A 17,917-nucleotide genomic window follows, 5' to 3' on the forward strand; every position below is an offset into this window, starting at 1 on the left:
TTCTTGAATGCATGTCGAGCCGGCCGTCCACGCATCGCGAGAATGACCGGCCGCTACTCACGTTACTTGCAGCTCAGTGCCGCCAGACCGTTGATGTTGCCCGTCGTCGCGGCCGGGATGCCGTACGACACCACCAGATACGGTTGCTTCGCGTCCGTGCCCATGACCGTGCTCATCAGCGCCGATCTGGTTTTCGAGCTGAGCTCCGCCAGACCAATCGCGGAGGTTCCAACGAACGACTGGTTCTGGTCGCTGCCGATCGAGTACTGCAGATTCAGCGTGTAGTCGATGGCCGGATGACCAAAGGTGTCGGTACCGCTCGTGAGCGTCGCCGTGGCGCCATTCAGCGAACCCGGCGCCGTATTGCCGTCCGTCGACGTCGGACGCGTTGCGAAGGCCAGCGAGCATTGCATTTGCACGGGCGACGTCGTATCGATCGCAACCGGCACACCGATTGCCCATACTTGCCCCTGATTGGCGTTGTACGTCGCACCTGCCGAATCGGCGCCGTCCGTCCAGCGGCCGATGGCGATGTCGCCATTGCCGGCGAGATCCGTCACGGTGCCTTTGGTCAGGGTCTTGATCGTGCCCGACGAGTCGTAGGGAATCGCGACATAGGCGCCTGGCGCCTGCTCCTTGAGCGACGCGGTCGGCTGGGACAGGGCTCTGAGCGTGTAATTCCCGTTCGGCATCTGTCCACCGTTCCACGATGCGGGCGGCATCAGAATGCGGACCGTCGAAACCTGGCTCGAGATCGATTGGGATTGCCCTTCCACGCGAATCCCCGTCGAAGACGACGCACTACCCGACGGCGCTCCGTTCGACGACGCGCCATTCGATGCCGCGCTGCCACCGCCACCACCGTCGTCACCACCACCACATGCGCTCAGGCCAAGCGCCGCCACCACCGCAAACGTTGCCGTCGCGGCTTGCAAAAGCCGATGCTTCTCGTACCGGTGCTGCATGGTTCCTCCTTCTTCTGATTGACGATCAACAGGACACCGAGTCGAGATCGACGCCCCGCTCGGCCCGCCCCGCTACGCTCAGAACAACGTGCTGACCTGGAACAGCAACGTCGGCGACCCCGTCTTGAATCCGTCCGGCTTCGACAACGGGAAGCCGAGCGATACGTCGTAGTTCAGCGCGGCGCCGAGCACGTTCTTCGGTGCGAGATTGCCGCGCATGCCGACGATGGCGCCGACCAGCGTTTCGCCGAGCAGGTATTGCGCGGCCGGTCCTCGCACGCGCCCGGCATCGATGCCGGCATAGAGCGCCTGCGTACCGACAGACGTCGGCACGTACCAGTCGAGTTCGTTGGAAACCACCCAGCCGCTCTCGGCGGCGAGCGTCAGTTGCTGATCGAAGCCGCGCACCGCGTAACGCGTGCCGATCGTGAAATAGTCGGAAGGGGTCAGCGGCGTACGTGCGTTCTGCATGTTCCAGCCGAACTGGTACGAGAACGCCTGACTGCCGATCCTGAAAGGAACTTGAGCGCCGAGGCTTGCCAGTTCGACCTGCGTCTTGCCGTTGAAGTCGGGAGTGCCGACCACCGTGCCCGAATGGCTGGAGACGCCCGGCAACGATGCGCGCCACGCGAATGAGCCGTCGAGCACGACATTGCCGATGTACTGGCGATGCGCGATACCCAGTTCGTAACCGATGATGTCGCGATGCTGCACCGGAATGTCGACACCGTCGATCGCGTTGCGGCTGATCTTGTGGAACAGGTTGCCGTGAATTTCGGTGCGCGCGTGCGCGTTCCGATAGATCACGCCGGACAACCCAGCCTGAAGTTGAGACTGAACACCGCTGTATTCGATCGGCTCGTCAAAACCCGCGACCGTCTGCTTGTACCGCGAGCGGCTCGCGTTCAGCGTCAGCATCGCGTAACCGATCGGCACGCTGTAGTTCGCGGAGACGGACTGATTCCCCTTCGCGGATGCGCCAATGTTTGCGTTCGTCGTGCCTGCGATCTGCAGTTGATCGTACAAGTGAAACGGGGAATCGAAGGTGAACGAGCCCGACAGCTCGTACTTGCCGGTCGAATCGAGACCTGCGTTGTCCGCGCCGATGACGGCATGCCAGCGCTTGCCGGTGCCTGGATGGAACACCAGCTCCGAGTCGCCCGGATTCATGCCGGGTGCGATGTCGAACGTCGCATCGGACTGTGACTGGAGACGACGCACGTTCTCGAGGCCCTGATCGATGTCGCGCTGATTCAGCAACGCACCGGCCGATGCCGGCAATGCCGCGCGCGTCCAGCCGATCGTCGGTTTGCCGGCGCGGATGTCGCTGATCCGCCCGGGAACCACACGAAGCGTCAGCGTTCCGGCTTGCAGCGATTGCACTGGCACGAGCACGCGTGACGTCACGTAGCCACGGTCGATCAGTGCGTTATTGGCCGCGTCCTGAATCTGCTTGAGCGCGGCCTTGCCGACGCACTGGCCGACGACCGGTTGCAGAAAACGCGCAAGCCATGCGAACGCATTGTCTTCCAATGCGATTGCCTTGATCGGAAAGCACGGATTATCGAGCGGCAAGTTGTCGACGCCGGTTGTCGATGCCTTCTCGCCCGTCGGCGTCAGGACGGTCGGACGAGGATTCAATTCCTTCGTCGCGTCCAGTTGCTGTTGTTGCAAACGCTGGATTTGCGGGCCAGACGTGATCTCGGACGGCGGAATCCCTTGCGCGAATGCAGAAACGCTCGCCAACGCCGAAATCAACGCTGCCGAAGTTTCTCGTTTCTTCACTTGTTAGCCGCGTAATGATTGGTCTCTCGCGCCGCAATTTATCAAAACACTCGAAAGCACAGTGTCAGGAATTGCAATGCCGTACCAATATCCTCAGCCGTGAATGTTCACCCGCCGTGGCTGCATGGTCGGCGATCGCGGCATACTCCAATCAGATATGCACAGGTCCATCCCTCTAAAAAGCGAAAAATTGACACTTCGAAAAGGTTATCCAATAAAAATCACGCATCCAAAAATGGAGCAGTCCCCCTAGGGAGACCGTCAGGCAAAAGAGACGCCATCGCCCCCACATCAACTCAATAAATCATTGATTTATTTAGACCACTCGCAAATCAACAAGGAGTACCGGGCACATCTCCGTGGAATCGCCCTGCGAGACTTCATCGTTCTTACGAAAATCCCAAAAACCACCCTTAATACTGAGATAGGAAATATCAAAATCTGGACGATTGACATTCCTCACCGCCGTTAATCCACTGATCATCGACAAGTGACAGTAGACGTCCGTGCGATACTAAACGTCTCCAATTTGCAACACGACTTTCGCCAAACGCCCTGTTTGGCTCCGGAATGTAGAATTTTTGAGACACATATCACTTTCCCGAACACGGCCAGCTGCGGCCGCTCCGCCGATGTACTGTTCAAGGCTGAGCGGGCCGAATCGGTTTTGGGTGTCCGACCTTCCGCAGCGATTACCGGAGAACGCCACGCATGGATCAAGACAACGCATCGGAACTCGTCGCTTCTTCCCCCGTACACGCGCACAGCGGCGCATCCGCGTCGATCCCGGCCGTCGCGCCATCCAGAACCGCGCTGCTCGTCATGCATTACCAGACCGACATCCTCGGCCTCTTCCCGTCGGTCGCGGCCGAGCTGCTCTCCAATACGCGCAAGCTATGCGACGCCGCACGAGCGGCCGGCGTCGGCGTCTGGTTCGCGAACCTCCGCTTCAGCCCCGGCTATCCGGAAGTCAGCCCGCTGAACAAGAACGGCCAGGGCATCAAGCAACTCGGCCTGTTCATCGACGACGGCCCGTGTCCCGAACTGGCCCGGCAACCCGACGAACCGCTGATCGTCGCCCACCGCGCGAGCGTCTTCTTCGGCACCGATCTGCAAGCGAGGCTGATCGCACGAGGCATCGATACGCTGATCATGGTCGGCATCGCGTCGACCGGCGTGATGCTGTCGTCGATCGCTCACGCGAGCGACGCCGATTTCCGCCTCTACACGGTCAAGGATTGCTGCTACGACCCGGACCCGGTGGTCCACGAGCATCTGTTCGCCACCGCGTTCGAATCGCGCACGACGGTGCTGTCGCTCGCGGATGCGCTGCGGCTGCTGGCGTAACGACGGACTCGTGGCACCGCCGTTCGGAACCGTCCGCCGGACGCCGCTTACCGAGCCGCCGCCCCGATTCCCGCCAGAATGAGATCGATGCCAGCGAGGAACTGCGCGCGCTCGTCGTGCGCGGCCAATTGCGCCGCCACCTTGCGCACGAACGGGTACTGCGCCGGATCGAGCTGCGCCCACCGCCGGGCAACGGCCGCGACGATCTCCGGCTGCCCCGTTTCGCGCGGATGCAGCCGCGCGCCGGCCGCGTACTGGCCGGCCAGCCCGAAGATGTAATGCATCAGCGCGGACGCGCCGTCGAATTGCGCGGACTCCGGCACGCCCAGCGCCTGAAGCTGCCCGCCGACGCGCTCCAGGATCCGCAGCACCGCGTGCTGCCACGGTTCGCGGAACAACTGCGCCCCCACCCACGGATGCGCGCTGAACGCGTCGAACAGACGCAGCGCGATGCGCCGGAGCGCGTGCGCCGCATCGCCGTCATGCTCCGTCGGCACGTCCGTCAGCGCAGCCGCGATCACTTGATCCGCGGCCGCCGCGAGCAGGTCGTCCTTGTCGGCGACGTGCCAGTAGATCGCGCCGCTTCCGGTCGCCAGGTGTGCCGCGAGCGAGCGAAACGTCAGCGCGCCCTCGCCTGCATGGTCGAGTATCCCGATCGCGGCCTCGACGATCCGCTCTTTCGACAACGCATCCGCGCGCCGCTCGGTCCGGTTGCTGGTTTTCATGCGCGTCAGCTTGACACATCTGGAACATCGTTCCAATATCGCGCCGATGGAACACCGTTCCATTACTTTTCCGAAGCGGGCGCGATGCCGGGGGTACCGCCTTCTCGATCACACCGGGCCGCCCTGGCCTGAAACCGAGCCACCGATGAATCCGCCCGTGACCCATGATGTCGTGATTGCCGGAGCCGGCCCTGTCGGCCTGTTTCTCGCATGCGAGCTGCGCCTCGCCGGTGTGTCCGTGCTGGTGGTCGAGCAGACGGACGATCCCGAATCTCCGCTGAAGCGTCTGCCGTTCGGTATGCGCGGCCTGTCCGCGCCGACCATCGACGCGCTCTACCGTCGCGGCCTGCTCGACGGCATCGCACTGCCGGCCCACGCAAAGGACACCGCGCACTGGATGCAGCAAGCACGTCGTCCGGCCGGCCATTTCGCCGGCATCCAGTTCTTCCACGACGACATCGATGCGTCGCGGTGGCCGTACCACCTGCCCGGCCCGGCCGGCACGCACATGGCGACCGACATGGCGCGCGTCGAATCCGTGCTGACCGCCCGTGCGGGCGCAACGGGCGTCCAGATTCGGCGCGGTCTTGCCGTCGAGCGCTTCGATCAGTCGGACGATGGCGTCACGCTGTACGCAGGCGGCGAGACTTTCCGCGCACGCTGGCTCGTCGGCTGCGACGGCGGCCGCAGCGCGGTCCGCAAGGCCGGCGGCTTCGCGTTCACCGGCACCGACGCCGAATTCACCGGCTATTCGATCGAAGCCGGGTTCGCCGATCCGCGCGCGCTGCCGCCGGGCCGTCACTACACGCCGGCGGGCATGTACACGTACACGCCGCCCGGTACCGTCGCGCTGGTGGAGTTCGACGGCGGTGCGTTCCATCGCAGCGGGCCGGTGACGCGCGAGCATGCGCAGGCCGTGCTGCGTCGCGTGTCCGGCGCCAGCGTCACGTTGACCACGCTTCGGCTCGCCGCCACGTGGACCGACCGCGCATATCAGGCTGCGACGTATCGCAACGGCCGCGTGCTGCTCGCGGGCGATGCCGCGCACATCCACTCGCCGCTCGGCGGGCAAGGGCTCAATCTCGGGCTCGGCGATGCGATGAATCTCGGCTGGAAACTCGCCGCGACGATCCGCGGCGACGCGCCGGCGGGCCTGCTCGACAGCTACACGGACGAACGGCATCCGGTGGGCGCGCGCGTGCTCGACTGGTCGCGTGCGCAGGTCGCGCTGATGCGGCCGTCCTCGGGTTCGCGCGCGCTCGCGGCGATCATGCGCGATCTCGTCGATACGCGCGACGGCGCGACGTACTTCGCCGAGCGCCTGTGGGGCGTGTCGCTCGCGTACGATCTCGGCGGCGGCCATCCGCTCGTGGGCCGCAGCGTTCCGGACTTCGAACTGACTGATGGCACGCGGCTCGGCAAACGCGCGAGGCATGGCAAGGGTGTGCTGCTGAACTTCGATGCGAACCAGCCGCTTCACGCGACGGCAAACCGCTGGCGCGACCGCATCGCCTATATCGCGAGCGACGCGAAGGACCGGCTCGGATTGCGCGCGGTGCTCGTGCGCCCCGACGGTTTCGTCGCCTGGGCGTGCGAAGACGACGTGGACGCGGACATCGACGCCGCCACGCATGCGCTCACACGATGGTTCGGCACGCCGCGCGCGGCAAATTGAGCGCCGCCGCCCGACGCAGGAAGCTGCCGACCGACAAATCTCCATGCGCGCCATCGACGGCACGCCCGACATTCTCGAACGCCCACGCGATCCGCCCTGCCGCAGCCCGGACCACCCGCGACGTGCGCGACATCGCGCACGTCAGCCGCGTCCGCCTCACTTCGCGATAAACACCCCCGACGTCGGGCACGTGCCCTGCGTATTGCCATCCGTCACGAGCGACGCCGCGCTCGGAAACTGCGCGGTCGCATTCGTCTTCACGGCGATCCACGCTTCGGTGAAATAGCTCACGCCGTTCGTCTTCGTGCACTTCAGCGACACCGCGCTGCGCGTGTTGCTGCCGAACGCGCCTTCGAAGGCCGACAGCAACTGGTTGCGCGTGACCGTCTTGCCCGCGTTCGCCTGCAGGAACGCGTTGAACGACGTGTTGCCCAACCGGCTGATCATGCCCGACGCCTGGTTCCAGTAAGCATCGGGCGTCGCCGAATTCGAACAGGTGCCGTGCTTGAACCATTCGTGCTTGTCGAGACACGACGCAACACCCGGCATGTACGTCGACAGCGTGTTGCGGGTCGCGCTGCTGATCGGGTACGCGTCCATGCTGCACCACTGGTGCGCGTTGTCGAGATCGATGTCGTTCTGCGGCACGCCGCAGTAGAACGGCTGGTTGCCGTCGTAGCGGTTCGGCCACAGCCCGTGCAGCGACAGGCTCGTCGCCGCATACGAGCCGGCGAGGTTCGTGCATTCCGGCGTGTCGTGCGACGCGCAGAAGCCGGGCTCCCACGATGCGGCGAGCAACAGGTAGTCGTAGCTGGTCTGCGCGGCGGCGTGCAGTGAAACGGAAGCGACGGCGAGTGCGGCAGCGGCGCGGGCGAGCGTCTTGAGCATGGCGTGTTTCCTCGGAAAGGGCTTGCGGGCGCGGGATGCGCCGCAAGGTTGTCGAATGTCTGCTCGCGATTGTTGCTGCCGCAACGTGGCACGAATGTGAAGGTGCACGAAAGAAGGCGGGATCGCTCAGGCACCGAGCTGCGTGCACGCCCGCGCCGATGCTTGCGGGCCTTCGAGCGCGAGAATCTGCCACACGCCGATGCTGACGCGCCGGCGCGCCGCCGTCGACGCGTCGGCCAGCAACGCCTCGACGCGCGGCGCGGCATCGGGCGCCTTCTGCTTCAGCGCCGCATGGTGCCGCGCGCGCGACGCCGGTTCGGGCTCGTACACGTCGCACAGGCGCACCATGCCGGCGAGGCCGGCCAGATCGTCGTCCTTGTCGATCGCACCCGGCTCGACGGGCGCGAGCCCGTTGCGTTCTTCCAGCGGCAGCCTGTTGCGCGCGCCTTCGTCGATCGCCGTGGCGGAAGCCGGCGGCAGGCCGCCCATCGCCGCGACGATCCGGCTGCCCGCGGCGATCATGTCGCCCTGGCATGCGATCTTCTCGGCGGCCGCGACGTTCGAGCAGAACGACACCGACGTCCGGTACACGTCGTCGCTCATGCGCAGCACTTCGTCCGTGTCCGCCTGCGCGAGGCCCGCGCTCGCCAGCGCCAGCGCGGCCGGAATCAGGATGCGGAACGCCCTCGTCTCGTTCATGGTTGTGTCATCCGTGGGTGCTGATGGCGGACAATCTCGCCGGGCCGTGCGCAAGCGCCCCTTGTGATGCCGGGCCCGCGGCCGGCGCCACGCGTTTCACTTCATCGACGCCGCCTCCGATCCGCCAGGCGACAACGCCGCGCTGTCCTGCTCGCGCCACGCGCGGCGCGACGCCATGATCGCGCTCACCGCCGAGCGCGCGACCTTCCACCATGCGAACGGGCGCGGATCGGCGAGCATGCTGAGCGCGCGCGCATAGTCGAGCGTGAGGCCGGGCGTCCACGCCATCGTCACCGCGCGCTTGCGGATCTGCGCGGCCACCCACAGCTCGGGCGTGAACAGCAGCCGCACGAACGCGCCCCACCCGGCCCGCTCGCCCTTCAGCCGCCACACCGCACCGTCGAGCGCAGCCTCGAGCGCATTCGACACGGTACTCGAGCAGTTGCGGTGCGTGAGGTTGTACGTCGTGTTCTGCCGGTACGACGACCAGAACGCGTCGAGCTTGGCCGGATCGTAGTTGCGGATGCGCACGCGCACGGTCGACGGGCACCACGCTTTCGACTCGGTCGCATAGTCGGGCTGGAACAGGCCGGGCACGTCGTTCTCGCGCGTCGCACGCAGGATGCGCGTGAATTCGTCCGGAGAACGATCGATTTCGACGCCCGGATACAGACTGATGTAGATGCCCTCCGGCGATTCCAGCGCCGCATGGCCGGTCGAGATCACGCCGTTGACGTCCACCGCCGCGATGTAACGGTCGATCACCGGATAGCGCTGCGCTTCGGCCTTCGACGTGCCGGTCGGCGTCCATACGTGCACGGTGAGCGCCCGCTCGCCGTCGGCCGGCGGGCCGTCCCATTCGGATTGCGCGAACTGCGGCAGGCCCTGCGCATCGTCGAGATCCGGCGCGAGCGCCGGCGCGGGCGACGTCGCGAACGCCGGGTTGCGCGTCAGCCGGCGCACGCGTGCGGCCAGGCTCAGCATGTGCATTCCGCCGAACATCAGCAGCAGGCCGAGGCAGTACGGCACGGTGCCCGCGTAGTGCGTCGGGTACGGCTGGAAGAAGAAGATCGCCAGCAGGATCTCGACGACGCCCCACGCGAACGCGACGTGCCAGCGGCGATAGCGCACCATCCACGCGGACGTGCACTGCAGCAGCCCGTCGACGAGAAACAGCGTGCCGAAGATCATCGACAGCAGGAAGTGGCCGTGATGATGGCCGGCGAACACGAGCCCCGCGGCCACCACGACCGCGACGCCCTTCACGTAGCGCAGGATGCGCTGCCCGCCGACCCCGCTGCCGGCCACCGCAAGCGTCGCGAGCCCTTCGATCAGGAACAGCCACGCGAACAGCTCGATCGGGAAATGCAGCGCGCCGTCGAGCGCGTCGATGAAAATGCCGACGCCCGCGGCCACCCACAGCCAGCCGAGCACGGTCAGCCCGCGCCAGCGGGTTCGCAGATATTCGATGCCCAGCAGCAGCAACACCAGTCGTACCATTGCGCCCTCGTTTTTTCGGGATACGCGCGGCCTCGCGTTCCCGGTCGTTTCGGCCGCGCATGGTGCGACGCGCCTGCCGGATGGCGGTCATCGTTGCCGGCGCGTCATGCCGTCGACATGACCGATAGCGGCCGGCACGCGCCGCTCTGGCCGAATAATAAGATATGACGGAGCCGGGTGAAAGCACCGCGAAAACGTTTTCGACCGGCGCGACCACGCGCGGCCGCCCGCTGCCGCGGCGAACTTCCGGTTCGACAACGTGCGGCGGATACGCGAGAATCCGGCTTCCGAGGGCGAAAGCCACTGAACTGAAGCGAACCGCACGGACGGCGTAGCCGTCGCGCCGCGTGCGCCGCGCGACGGCAGCATCGACCGGAGCACCACCATGCCCGCCTCCCCGCTCCATCCCCCGCCGCTCGGCCCGCAACTCAGGCGCTGGCGCGCGCTGCACCGCGTGAAGCAAAGCCACGCAGCCGAACTGTTCGGCGTCGCGCAATCGACGATCTCGCGCTGGGAGGCCGGCCTTCAGCAGATGTCGCCCGACGAGCGCGCAACGGCCGAACGGCTGCTCGCCGCGCGCCTCGACTCCGCGGGCGACCACGCGCTCGCGCGGCTCATCGCCGGCAGCGCGGGCCGCATGCATCTCGTGTGCGACCTCACGCACCGGCTGCTGGCCAGCTCGCCGGCGCGTGCGGCCGAATTCTCGCAGCCGCTTTCGGCACTGCTCGGCACGTCGCTGTGGCGCTACGCGACGCCGGAAATCGTCCGCATGGAAGCCGCGCTCGATCCGCTCGGCTGGCACGACCGCGCGGGGCCGCCGAGCGTCGAGTTCGACACCGGCGCGAATGCGTCGCGCGTCGTGCCGATTCGCGGCAGCCGGTGCCGGTGGACGCGGATGACGCTGTCGGACGGCTCGGCCGTGCGGCTCGTGGAAACGCTCGACGCGCGCTGACGCACCCGCATATTTCATGCGTGGACGAAGCGCGTCCGGCCGGCGTACGCTTGGCGGTTCATCGCAAGGACGCCGATCATGAATCCCGATACGATCCACGCGCGGCTCGCTTTCCTGCGCGAAGCCGAGCGCCTGAAGGACGTGCTGCGCAGCGGCCATACGTCGGCCGGCCGTGCGGAAAGCACGGCGGAGCACAGCTGGCGGCTGTGCCTGATGGCGCTCGTGTTCGCCGACGCGCTGCCCGGCGTCGACGCGCTGAGGCTGCTGAAACTGTGCGTCGTCCACGACCTCGGCGAGGCGCTGCATGGCGACATCCCGGCGATCGAGCAGGCCGCGCACCCCGACAAGAGCACGCACGAACGCGACGACCTGCTGACGCTGACCGCGTCGCTCGACCGCACGATGCGCGACGAGATCGTCGCACTGTGGGACGAATACGAGGCAGCCGCGTCGCCGGAAGCCCGCGCGGCGAAGGCGCTCGACAAGCTCGAAACGATCCTGCAACACAACCAGGGCCGCAATCCGCCCGATTTCGACTACGCGTTCAACCTCGGCTACGGGCGACGCTACACCGACGCGCAACCGCTGTTCAGCGCGATCCGCGCGATCGTCGACGCCGATACGCAACGCCGGATCGACGCGAGCGGCCCGCGCTCGACGAGGAACGCGACCGGCCGATGATGGCGATCGTCGCCGCGCAGCGCTAGCACCGGGCGCCGCACGCGCGGCGGGCCCGTTCCACGAATCGCGACAAACTCGCCGTCTCGCCCGCCCGATGGTGCGGCGTCCACACAATTCAGCACAATTTCCACACGATTTGGCGCGAATTCCTCGCTTACCATGAGCGCCTGATTCGATTCGGCCCGCCCGCGCGATGCGTACGCGGAACCCGTCGCGGGCAACACGCCCGGCACGCGACGCCGACCGGATCGTTCCGCCCGGCCGCACGCATCGCCGGCGCACGCTTCATCCTCGCTGCATGCTCATGACCCAGAAGACCCATCGCCGCCGGCGCATCGTGCTGGCCACCCTCGCCGTCGTCGCGATCGCCGCCGGCGTCACGCTGAAGGCCTGCGCGCCCGACAAGCATCCGCAGTACCTGTCCGCGCCGGTCACGCGCGGCAACCTCGAGAACGCGGTGCTCGCGACCGGCGCGCTGCAGGCGTTCAGGCAGGTCGACGTCGGCGCGCAGGTGTCGGGGCAGTTGAAGACGCTGAAGGTCAAGCTCGGCGACAAGGTCACGAAGGGCCAGTGGCTCGCCGAGATCGACCCGGTGATTTCGGAAAACGCGCTGCGCCAGGCGCGCGCCAGCGAAGAAAGCCTGCGCGCGCAGCAGCAGTCGACCGCCGCGCAGCTCACGCAGGCCGAACTCGCGTTTCGCCGCCAGCAGGCGATGCTGCCCGACGACGCGACGTCGCGCGAATCGTTCGAGGCCGCGCGCGCAACGCTGGACGTGCAGCGCGCGACGCTGGCGTCGCTCGCCGCGCAGATCCGTTCGGCCCGCATCCAGATCGAGACCGCGCAAGCCAACCTCGGCTACACGCGCATCGTCGCGCCGATCGACGGGGAAGTCGTCGCGATCGTCACGCAGGAAGGCCAGACCGTGATCGCGCAGCAGCAGGCGCCGGTGATCCTGAAGCTCGCGAATCTCGACACAATGACGGTCAAGGCGCAGGTGTCGGAAGCCGACGTGATCCGCGTGAGCGCCGGCCAGACCGCGTATTTCACGATCCTCGGCGAACCGGACAAGCGCCACTACGGCAAGCTGCGCGCGATCGAACCGGCGCCGCAGAACTATGCGGAAGCGCAGAGCGCGCTCGGCGGCGGGGGTAGCGGCGGCAGCACAAAGCCGAACAGCGCGGTGTTCTACAACGCGCTGTTCGACGTGCCGAATCCCGGGCATCGGCTGCGCATCGCGATGACCGCGCAGGTCAACATCGTGCTCGGCAACGCGCGCAACGCGCTCAGCATTCCGGCCGCCGCGCTCGGCGACAAGCGCAAGGACGGCACCTACGCGGTGCGCGTGCTGCGGGCCGACGGCGGCACGGAAACGCGCCACGTGCGCATCGGCATCAACAACAACGTGCGCGTCGAAGTGCTGGCCGGCCTGAAGGACGGCGAACGCGTCGTGATCGGCGAGGCGTCGCCGGACGAGCGCGCGCCGCTGGCGGACGCGGTATGACGATGAGAAGCCAGCCGCTGCTGAAACTTGCCGCCGTCACGCGACGCTTTCCGGCCGGCGACAAGGACGTCGTCGTCCTGAACAACGTGAACCTGTCGATCGACGCGGGCGAGATCGTCGCGATCGTCGGCGCGTCGGGCTCCGGCAAGTCGACGCTGATGAACATCCTCGGCTGCCTCGATCATCCGAGCGAAGGCACGTACACGGTCGGCGGGCGCGACACGCACATGCTCGACAGCGACGAGCTCGCGCAACTGCGCCGCGAGCACTTCGGCTTCGTGTTCCAGCGCTATCACCTGCTGCCGCACGTCGACGCGGTGGCGAACCTCGAAATGCCGGCGATCTACGCGGGCACCCCGCGCGCCGAGCGGCACGCCCGCGCCCGCGCGTTGCTCGCGCGCCTCGGGCTCGCGGATCGCGCGCATCACCGGCCCGGGCAACTGTCCGGCGGCCAGCAGCAGCGCGTGAGCATCGCGCGCGCGCTGATGAACGGCGGCCAGGTGATCCTCGCGGACGAACCGACCGGCGCGCTCGACACGAAAAGCGGCCAGGACGTGATCCGGATCCTGCACGAACTGAACGCGCTCGGCCATACGATCGTGATCGTCACGCACGACAAGGCCGTGGCGCGCCATGCGCGGCGCATCATCGAGATCAGCGACGGCGAGATCATCGCCGACCGGCCGAACCGCCACTACGCGGAGGCGCTTGCCGAAGCGCTCGCGGAGGCGCCTGCCGAAGCGCTCGCGGAAGTGGGCGCCGACGCGGCCGCGAGTACGCCGTCCGCGCCCGCCGCTGACGATGCACGGCCGCCCGTCGGCGCCGATTCCGTCGCCAATGCCGATCCCGCGCCACCCGGCCGCCGCTTCGCAGCCGGCACCGGCCGCTTCGCCGAGGCGTGCCGGATGGCGTGGATCGCGCTCGTGTCGCATCGGCTGCGCACGCTGCTGACGATGCTCGGCATCATCATCGGCATCACGTCGGTGGTATCGATCGTCGCGGTCGGCGAAGGCGCGAAGCGCTACATGCTCGAAGAGATCGGCAGCATCGGCACCAACACGATCAACGTCTATCCGGGCACCGACTGGGGCGACAGCCGCGCGGACACGATCCAGACGCTCGTGCCCGCCGACGTCGCCGCGCTCGCGGAGCAGCCGTACGTCGACAGCGCGACGCCCGAAACGTCGCGCACGCTGCTGCTGCGCTACCGCAACATCGACGTCAACGCGCTCGTGAGCGGCGTCGGCGATCGCTACTTCCAGGCGCGCGGGATGCGCTTCGCGCTCGGCGTCGCGTTCGACGACGATGCCGTGCGCCGCCAGGCGCAGGTGGCCGTGATCGATCAGAACACGCGCCGCAAGCTGTTCGGCGCGACGCGCAATCCGGTCGGCGAAGTGATCCTGGTTGACAACGTGCCGTGCGTCGTGATCGGCGTGACCGCCGACAAGAAAAGCGCGTTCGGCAGCGTGAAGAGCCTGAACGTGTGGGTGCCGTACACCACCGCGAGCGGGCGCCTGTTCGGCCAGCGCTATCTCGACAGCATCACCGTACGCGTGCGCGACGGGCAGCCGAGCGCCGCGGCCGAGAAAAGCCTCGAGAAGCTGATGATCCAGCGCCACGGCCGCAAGGACTTCTTCACGTACAACATGGACAGCGTGGTCAAGACCGTCGAGAAGACCGGCCAGTCGCTGACGCTGCTGCTGTCGCTGATCGCGGTGATCTCGCTCGTGGTCGGCGGGATCGGCGTGATGAACATCATGCTGGTGTCGGTCACCGAGCGCACGCGCGAGATCGGCATCCGGATGGCGGTCGGCGCGCGCCAGTCGGACATCCTGCAGCAGTTCCTCGTCGAGGCCGTGCTCGTATGCCTGCTCGGCGGCACGATCGGCATCGCGCTGTCGTTCGGGCTCGGCGCGCTGTTCTCGATGTTCGTCACGCAGTGGAAGATGGTGTTCTCGGCCGGCGCGATCGTGACCGCGTTCGTGTGCTCGACGCTCACCGGTGTGATTTTCGGGTTCATGCCCGCGCGCAACGCGTCGCGGCTCGACCCGATCGATGCGCTCGCGCGCGACTGACGAAACATGGCCATCATCACGCACGCCTCCCCGCTTCACCGTCTCGGCGCATTCGCGTGCGCGGCCGCGCTGCTCGCCGGCTGCGCGGATGCGCGCCACGCACCGCCGCCGGCCGTCGCGATGCCCGCGAACTGGATCGCGCCAGTCGCGGCCGACGCGCCGGCCGCCACGCGCGACTGGTGGCGCAGCTTCGGCGATCCGCAACTCGACGCGTTGATCGACGACGCGCTGCGCGCCAACAACGACCTCGCGATCGCGGCGATCCGCGTGTATCGCGCGCAGTTGCAGGCCGGGCTCGTCGATACGAACCTGACGCCCAGCGTGACGCTCGGCGCGAACGGCGCCGTGTCGCGCACGCTCGATACGCACCGGATGAGCCGCTCGAGCGGCCTCAACGGTTCGCTCAGCTACGAAATCGACCTCTGGGGCCGGCTCGCCGCGCTGCGCGATGCCGCGCGCTGGGAAGCCGACGCGACGGCCGCCGATCTGGAAGCCGCGCGGCTGTCGCTGATCGGCACGACCGCGGCGCTGTACTGGCAGATCGGCTATCTGAACCGGCAGATCGCGCTCGGCGATGCGAACATCGCGTATGCGCAACGCACGCTCGCGCTCGTCCGGTCGCGGCACGCGGCCGGCGCCGTGTCGGGGCTCGATCTCGCGCAGGCCGAACAAAGCCTCGCCGCGCAACGCGCGGCGCAGACGCAACTGATCCAGCAGCGCACCGAGAACCGCCACGCGCTCGCGATCCTGTTCGACCGGCCGCCGCAGCAGCGCGTGGCCGAACCGTCGGCGCTGCCCGACGCGGCGCCGCCCGAGGTCGCGGCCGGCCTGCCCGCGAGCCTGCTCGGCCGGCGCCCCGACCTGCGTGCGGCGGAATTCCGGCTGCGCGAGTCGCTCGCGCAGGTCGACGCGACGCGCACGAGCTTCTACCCAACCTTCACGCTGACCGGCAGCGCCGGCACGACGAGCACGAGCCTCGAGCGCGTGCTGACGAATCCGGTCGGCACGCTCGGGCTCGGCCTCGCGCTGCCGTTCATCCAGTGGAACACGATGCAGTTGCAGATCCGGGTGTCGAAGTCGCAGTACGAGGAAGCCGTGGTCGGGTTCCGCCAGCGGCTCTACACGGCGCTCGCGGAAGTCGAGAACGCGCTGTCGGCACGCGTGCAGCTCGAACGCGAAGCCGAACAGCGCGCGCTGTCGCTGGCCCAGGCGCAGCGTGCCGAACGGCTGGCCGCCGCGCGCTTCGCGGCCGGCGCGACCGCCGTGCAGCCGTGGCTCGACCAGCAGCAGGTGCTGAGGAGTGCGCAGAGCGCCGACGAACTGACGCGCCTGAACCGGCTCAACAACCAGATGAAGCTCTACCGCGCGCTCGGCGGCGGGACCTCCTGACCGGCCGTCACCCGTCATACGCCGCGCGCCGCCCGCGTCATTCGCGCACGGCCGCCCCGCGCCGCACCGGCGCGAACGCCACCGCGCTCGCGGTCGCGAGCACGGCCACGCCCGCCGCGCCGTACAGCATCACCCAGCCGAAGCCGTGCACGAGCGCCGCATGCAGCGCCGCGCCGCTCGGATCGGCCTGCGCGAGCGCCGGCGCGATCGCCTGCAGCCCGTCGGTGCGGCCCGCTGCGATTTCCTGCGCGAGCCGGCGCAGCGCCGCGTCGCCGATCGCGCCGGCCGGCCCGCCCTGCAGGCTCGCGACGATCCCCGCCACCAGCACGAAGCCCATCGTCGCGATGTTCAGCGCGAGCGAGATCATCCGCGCGCTCATGTCGATGCCCGACGCCATGCCGGCGCGCGCACTCGGCACCGCGCCCGTCGTCGTGTTGGTGACGGGCGTGTTGGTCAGCCCGAGCCCGATGCCGGCGATCATGCAGCCCGGCAGCATCGTCAGCCAGCTTGCGTGAACGGCCGCGCTGCCGAGCCGCATCAGCACGAAACCGGCCGCGATCGTGAACAGGCCGCCCGGAATCACGACGCCGGGCCCGTACCGCAGCGCAAGCCGTTCGCCGAACGGCGGCGCGATCAGCGTCGGCAACGTGTACGCGAGCAACGCGAGGCCGGCCGTCACGCTGTCGTAGCCGAGCGCGACCTGGAACCAGATCGGCAGGTAGATCATGAACGGCCAGAAGCTGAAATTCATCCCCATCGAGCCGAAGATCGCGCCGGTGAACGCGCGGATCCGGAACACCGAGAAGTCGAACATCGGCCGCGCGCTGGCGCGCTCCGCGATGAAGAAACCGACCAGCGCGAGCACGGTCGCGCCGAGCACCCCGAGGCCGGCCGCGCTCGCGAGCCCGAGTTCGCCGCTCTGGGTGATGTAGAAGGCAAGGCCGAGCACCGCGAGCGACAGCGTGACGATGCCCGCGACGTCGAGCGTGCCCGCATGCGGATCGCGCGATTCCCGCACCGCGCCGCCGATCAGCACGAGCGCGACGGCCGCGAGCGGCGCATGAACGAGAAACACCCACGGCCAGCTCGCGAGCGCGACGATCGCGCCGCCGACGATCGGCCCGAAACCGAGCCCGATGCCGAACACGATCCCCCAGATCCCGAATGCGCGGCCGCGCTCGCGCCCTTCGCGGAACTGGTGCGACAGCACGGCGATCTGGCAGATCAGCATCGCGCCGCCGCTCGCGCCCTGCAGCAGCCGGCCCGCGACGAGCACCGGCACGTTCGGCGCGAGCCCGCACAGCAGCGACGTCGCGCCGAACAGCACGGTGCCGATCACGTACACGCGTTTGCGGCCGAACCGGTCCGCGAGCGTGCCGGCCGCCATCAGCACCGTCGTACATGCGATCGTGTACGCGTTCATGATCCACTGCATGCCGTTGAAATCGCCATGCAGCACGTGTTCGAGCGTCGGCAGGATCACCGGCACGCTCGAGATCTCGAGGCCGAACATCAGCGACGTGAGACAGACGGCCGCGAGCGCGACCGCATTCCTGCGGGAGTCGGATAGCGTCATGCGTATTTGCGCGGCGGCCCGGCGACAGGCCGCGCGCCTCCAGGTCAGTAGGATTCGCCGCGCGCGGCCGGCGACGCACGCTGGGCGGGAATCGGTACTATAGTGAGAATTTGCCTCCCCATTGACGCACGCATTTCCACGCACTGGGGAATTTACGGA

14 protein-coding genes are annotated in these 17,917 nt (G+C 67.8%); 7 read left to right on the top strand and 7 right to left on the bottom strand.

From position 1 onward, the window contains the following. Positions 1 to 62: 62 nt before the first annotated feature. Positions 63 to 965: a hypothetical protein gene (locus QZM15_RS11650; RefSeq protein WP_302106422.1), complete on the bottom strand. Its 903-nt coding sequence runs from the start codon at positions 963 to 965 to the stop codon at positions 63 to 65. A gap of 78 nt (positions 966 to 1,043) precedes the next feature. After that, entirely contained in the window at positions 1,044 to 2,750 is a 1,707-nt protein-coding gene (locus QZM15_RS11655; protein WP_302106423.1) for a ShlB/FhaC/HecB family hemolysin secretion/activation protein, read from the bottom strand. 711 nt (positions 2,751 to 3,461) lie between these two features. Between QZM15_RS11655 and QZM15_RS11660 the strand changes: the two genes are divergently transcribed. Then, entirely contained in the window at positions 3,462 to 4,097 is a 636-nt protein-coding gene (locus QZM15_RS11660) for an isochorismatase family cysteine hydrolase (RefSeq protein WP_302106424.1), read from the top strand. Between the two features lie 47 nt (positions 4,098 to 4,144). Here QZM15_RS11660 and QZM15_RS11665 read toward each other — a convergent pair whose 3' ends face one another. Continuing rightward, positions 4,145 to 4,822 (bottom strand): TetR/AcrR family transcriptional regulator, encoded by a 678-nt coding sequence (locus QZM15_RS11665; protein WP_302106425.1) that lies wholly within the window; start codon positions 4,820 to 4,822, stop codon positions 4,145 to 4,147. 145 nt (positions 4,823 to 4,967) lie between these two features. Between QZM15_RS11665 and QZM15_RS11670 the strand changes: the two genes are divergently transcribed. Then, positions 4,968 to 6,497: an FAD-dependent monooxygenase gene (locus QZM15_RS11670; protein WP_302106426.1), complete on the top strand. Its 1,530-nt coding sequence runs from the start codon at positions 4,968 to 4,970 to the stop codon at positions 6,495 to 6,497. Between the two features lie 156 nt (positions 6,498 to 6,653). Here the strand turns inward: QZM15_RS11670 and QZM15_RS11675 are convergent, their stop codons facing one another. The 3 genes from QZM15_RS11675 to QZM15_RS11685 form a co-directional block, all read right to left on the bottom strand. Next, positions 6,654 to 7,385 (bottom strand): ribonuclease T2, encoded by a 732-nt coding sequence (locus QZM15_RS11675; protein ID WP_006498851.1) that lies wholly within the window; start codon positions 7,383 to 7,385, stop codon positions 6,654 to 6,656. A gap of 126 nt (positions 7,386 to 7,511) precedes the next feature. Continuing rightward, complete coding sequence (locus QZM15_RS11680) at positions 7,512 to 8,084, bottom strand: hypothetical protein (RefSeq protein ID WP_302106427.1); 573 nt, start codon at positions 8,082 to 8,084, stop codon at positions 7,512 to 7,514. 96 nt (positions 8,085 to 8,180) lie between these two features. Beyond that, positions 8,181 to 9,584 (bottom strand): HdeD family acid-resistance protein, encoded by a 1,404-nt coding sequence (locus QZM15_RS11685; protein ID WP_302106428.1) that lies wholly within the window; start codon positions 9,582 to 9,584, stop codon positions 8,181 to 8,183. Positions 9,585 to 9,969: 385 nt separating this feature from the next. On the opposite strand from QZM15_RS11685, the gene QZM15_RS11690 reads away from it, so the two are divergent. The 5 genes from QZM15_RS11690 (at position 9,970) to QZM15_RS11710 (ending at position 16,182) form a co-directional block, all read left to right on the top strand. Next, positions 9,970 to 10,536, top strand: coding sequence for a helix-turn-helix transcriptional regulator (locus tag QZM15_RS11690; protein ID WP_060310589.1), 567 nt, complete (start codon positions 9,970 to 9,972; stop codon positions 10,534 to 10,536). Between the two features lie 78 nt (positions 10,537 to 10,614). Then, positions 10,615 to 11,217 (top strand): HD family hydrolase, encoded by a 603-nt coding sequence (locus QZM15_RS11695; RefSeq protein WP_302106429.1) that lies wholly within the window; start codon positions 10,615 to 10,617, stop codon positions 11,215 to 11,217. 304 nt (positions 11,218 to 11,521) lie between these two features. Continuing rightward, positions 11,522 to 12,718 carry an efflux RND transporter periplasmic adaptor subunit gene (locus tag QZM15_RS11700; RefSeq protein WP_059640876.1) on the top strand — a complete coding sequence of 399 codons (1,197 nt, stop codon included), beginning with the start codon at positions 11,522 to 11,524 and terminating at the stop codon, positions 12,716 to 12,718. 2 nt (positions 12,719 to 12,720) lie between these two features. After that, positions 12,721 to 14,793 (top strand): MacB family efflux pump subunit, encoded by a 2,073-nt coding sequence (locus QZM15_RS11705; protein WP_302106511.1) that lies wholly within the window; start codon positions 12,721 to 12,723, stop codon positions 14,791 to 14,793. 6 nt (positions 14,794 to 14,799) lie between these two features. After that, entirely contained in the window at positions 14,800 to 16,182 is a 1,383-nt protein-coding gene (locus QZM15_RS11710) for an efflux transporter outer membrane subunit (protein ID WP_302106430.1), read from the top strand. Between the two features lie 37 nt (positions 16,183 to 16,219). Here QZM15_RS11710 and QZM15_RS11715 read toward each other — a convergent pair whose 3' ends face one another. Next, positions 16,220 to 17,758 carry an MFS transporter gene (locus QZM15_RS11715; protein ID WP_302106431.1) on the bottom strand — a complete coding sequence of 513 codons (1,539 nt, stop codon included), beginning with the start codon at positions 17,756 to 17,758 and terminating at the stop codon, positions 16,220 to 16,222. Between the last annotated feature and the right edge of the window lie 159 nt (positions 17,759 to 17,917).

This window comes from Burkholderia sp. AU44665 (assembly GCF_030504405.1).
In the GTDB taxonomy this organism is placed as follows: Bacteria; Pseudomonadota; Gammaproteobacteria; order Burkholderiales; family Burkholderiaceae; genus Burkholderia; species Burkholderia semiarida.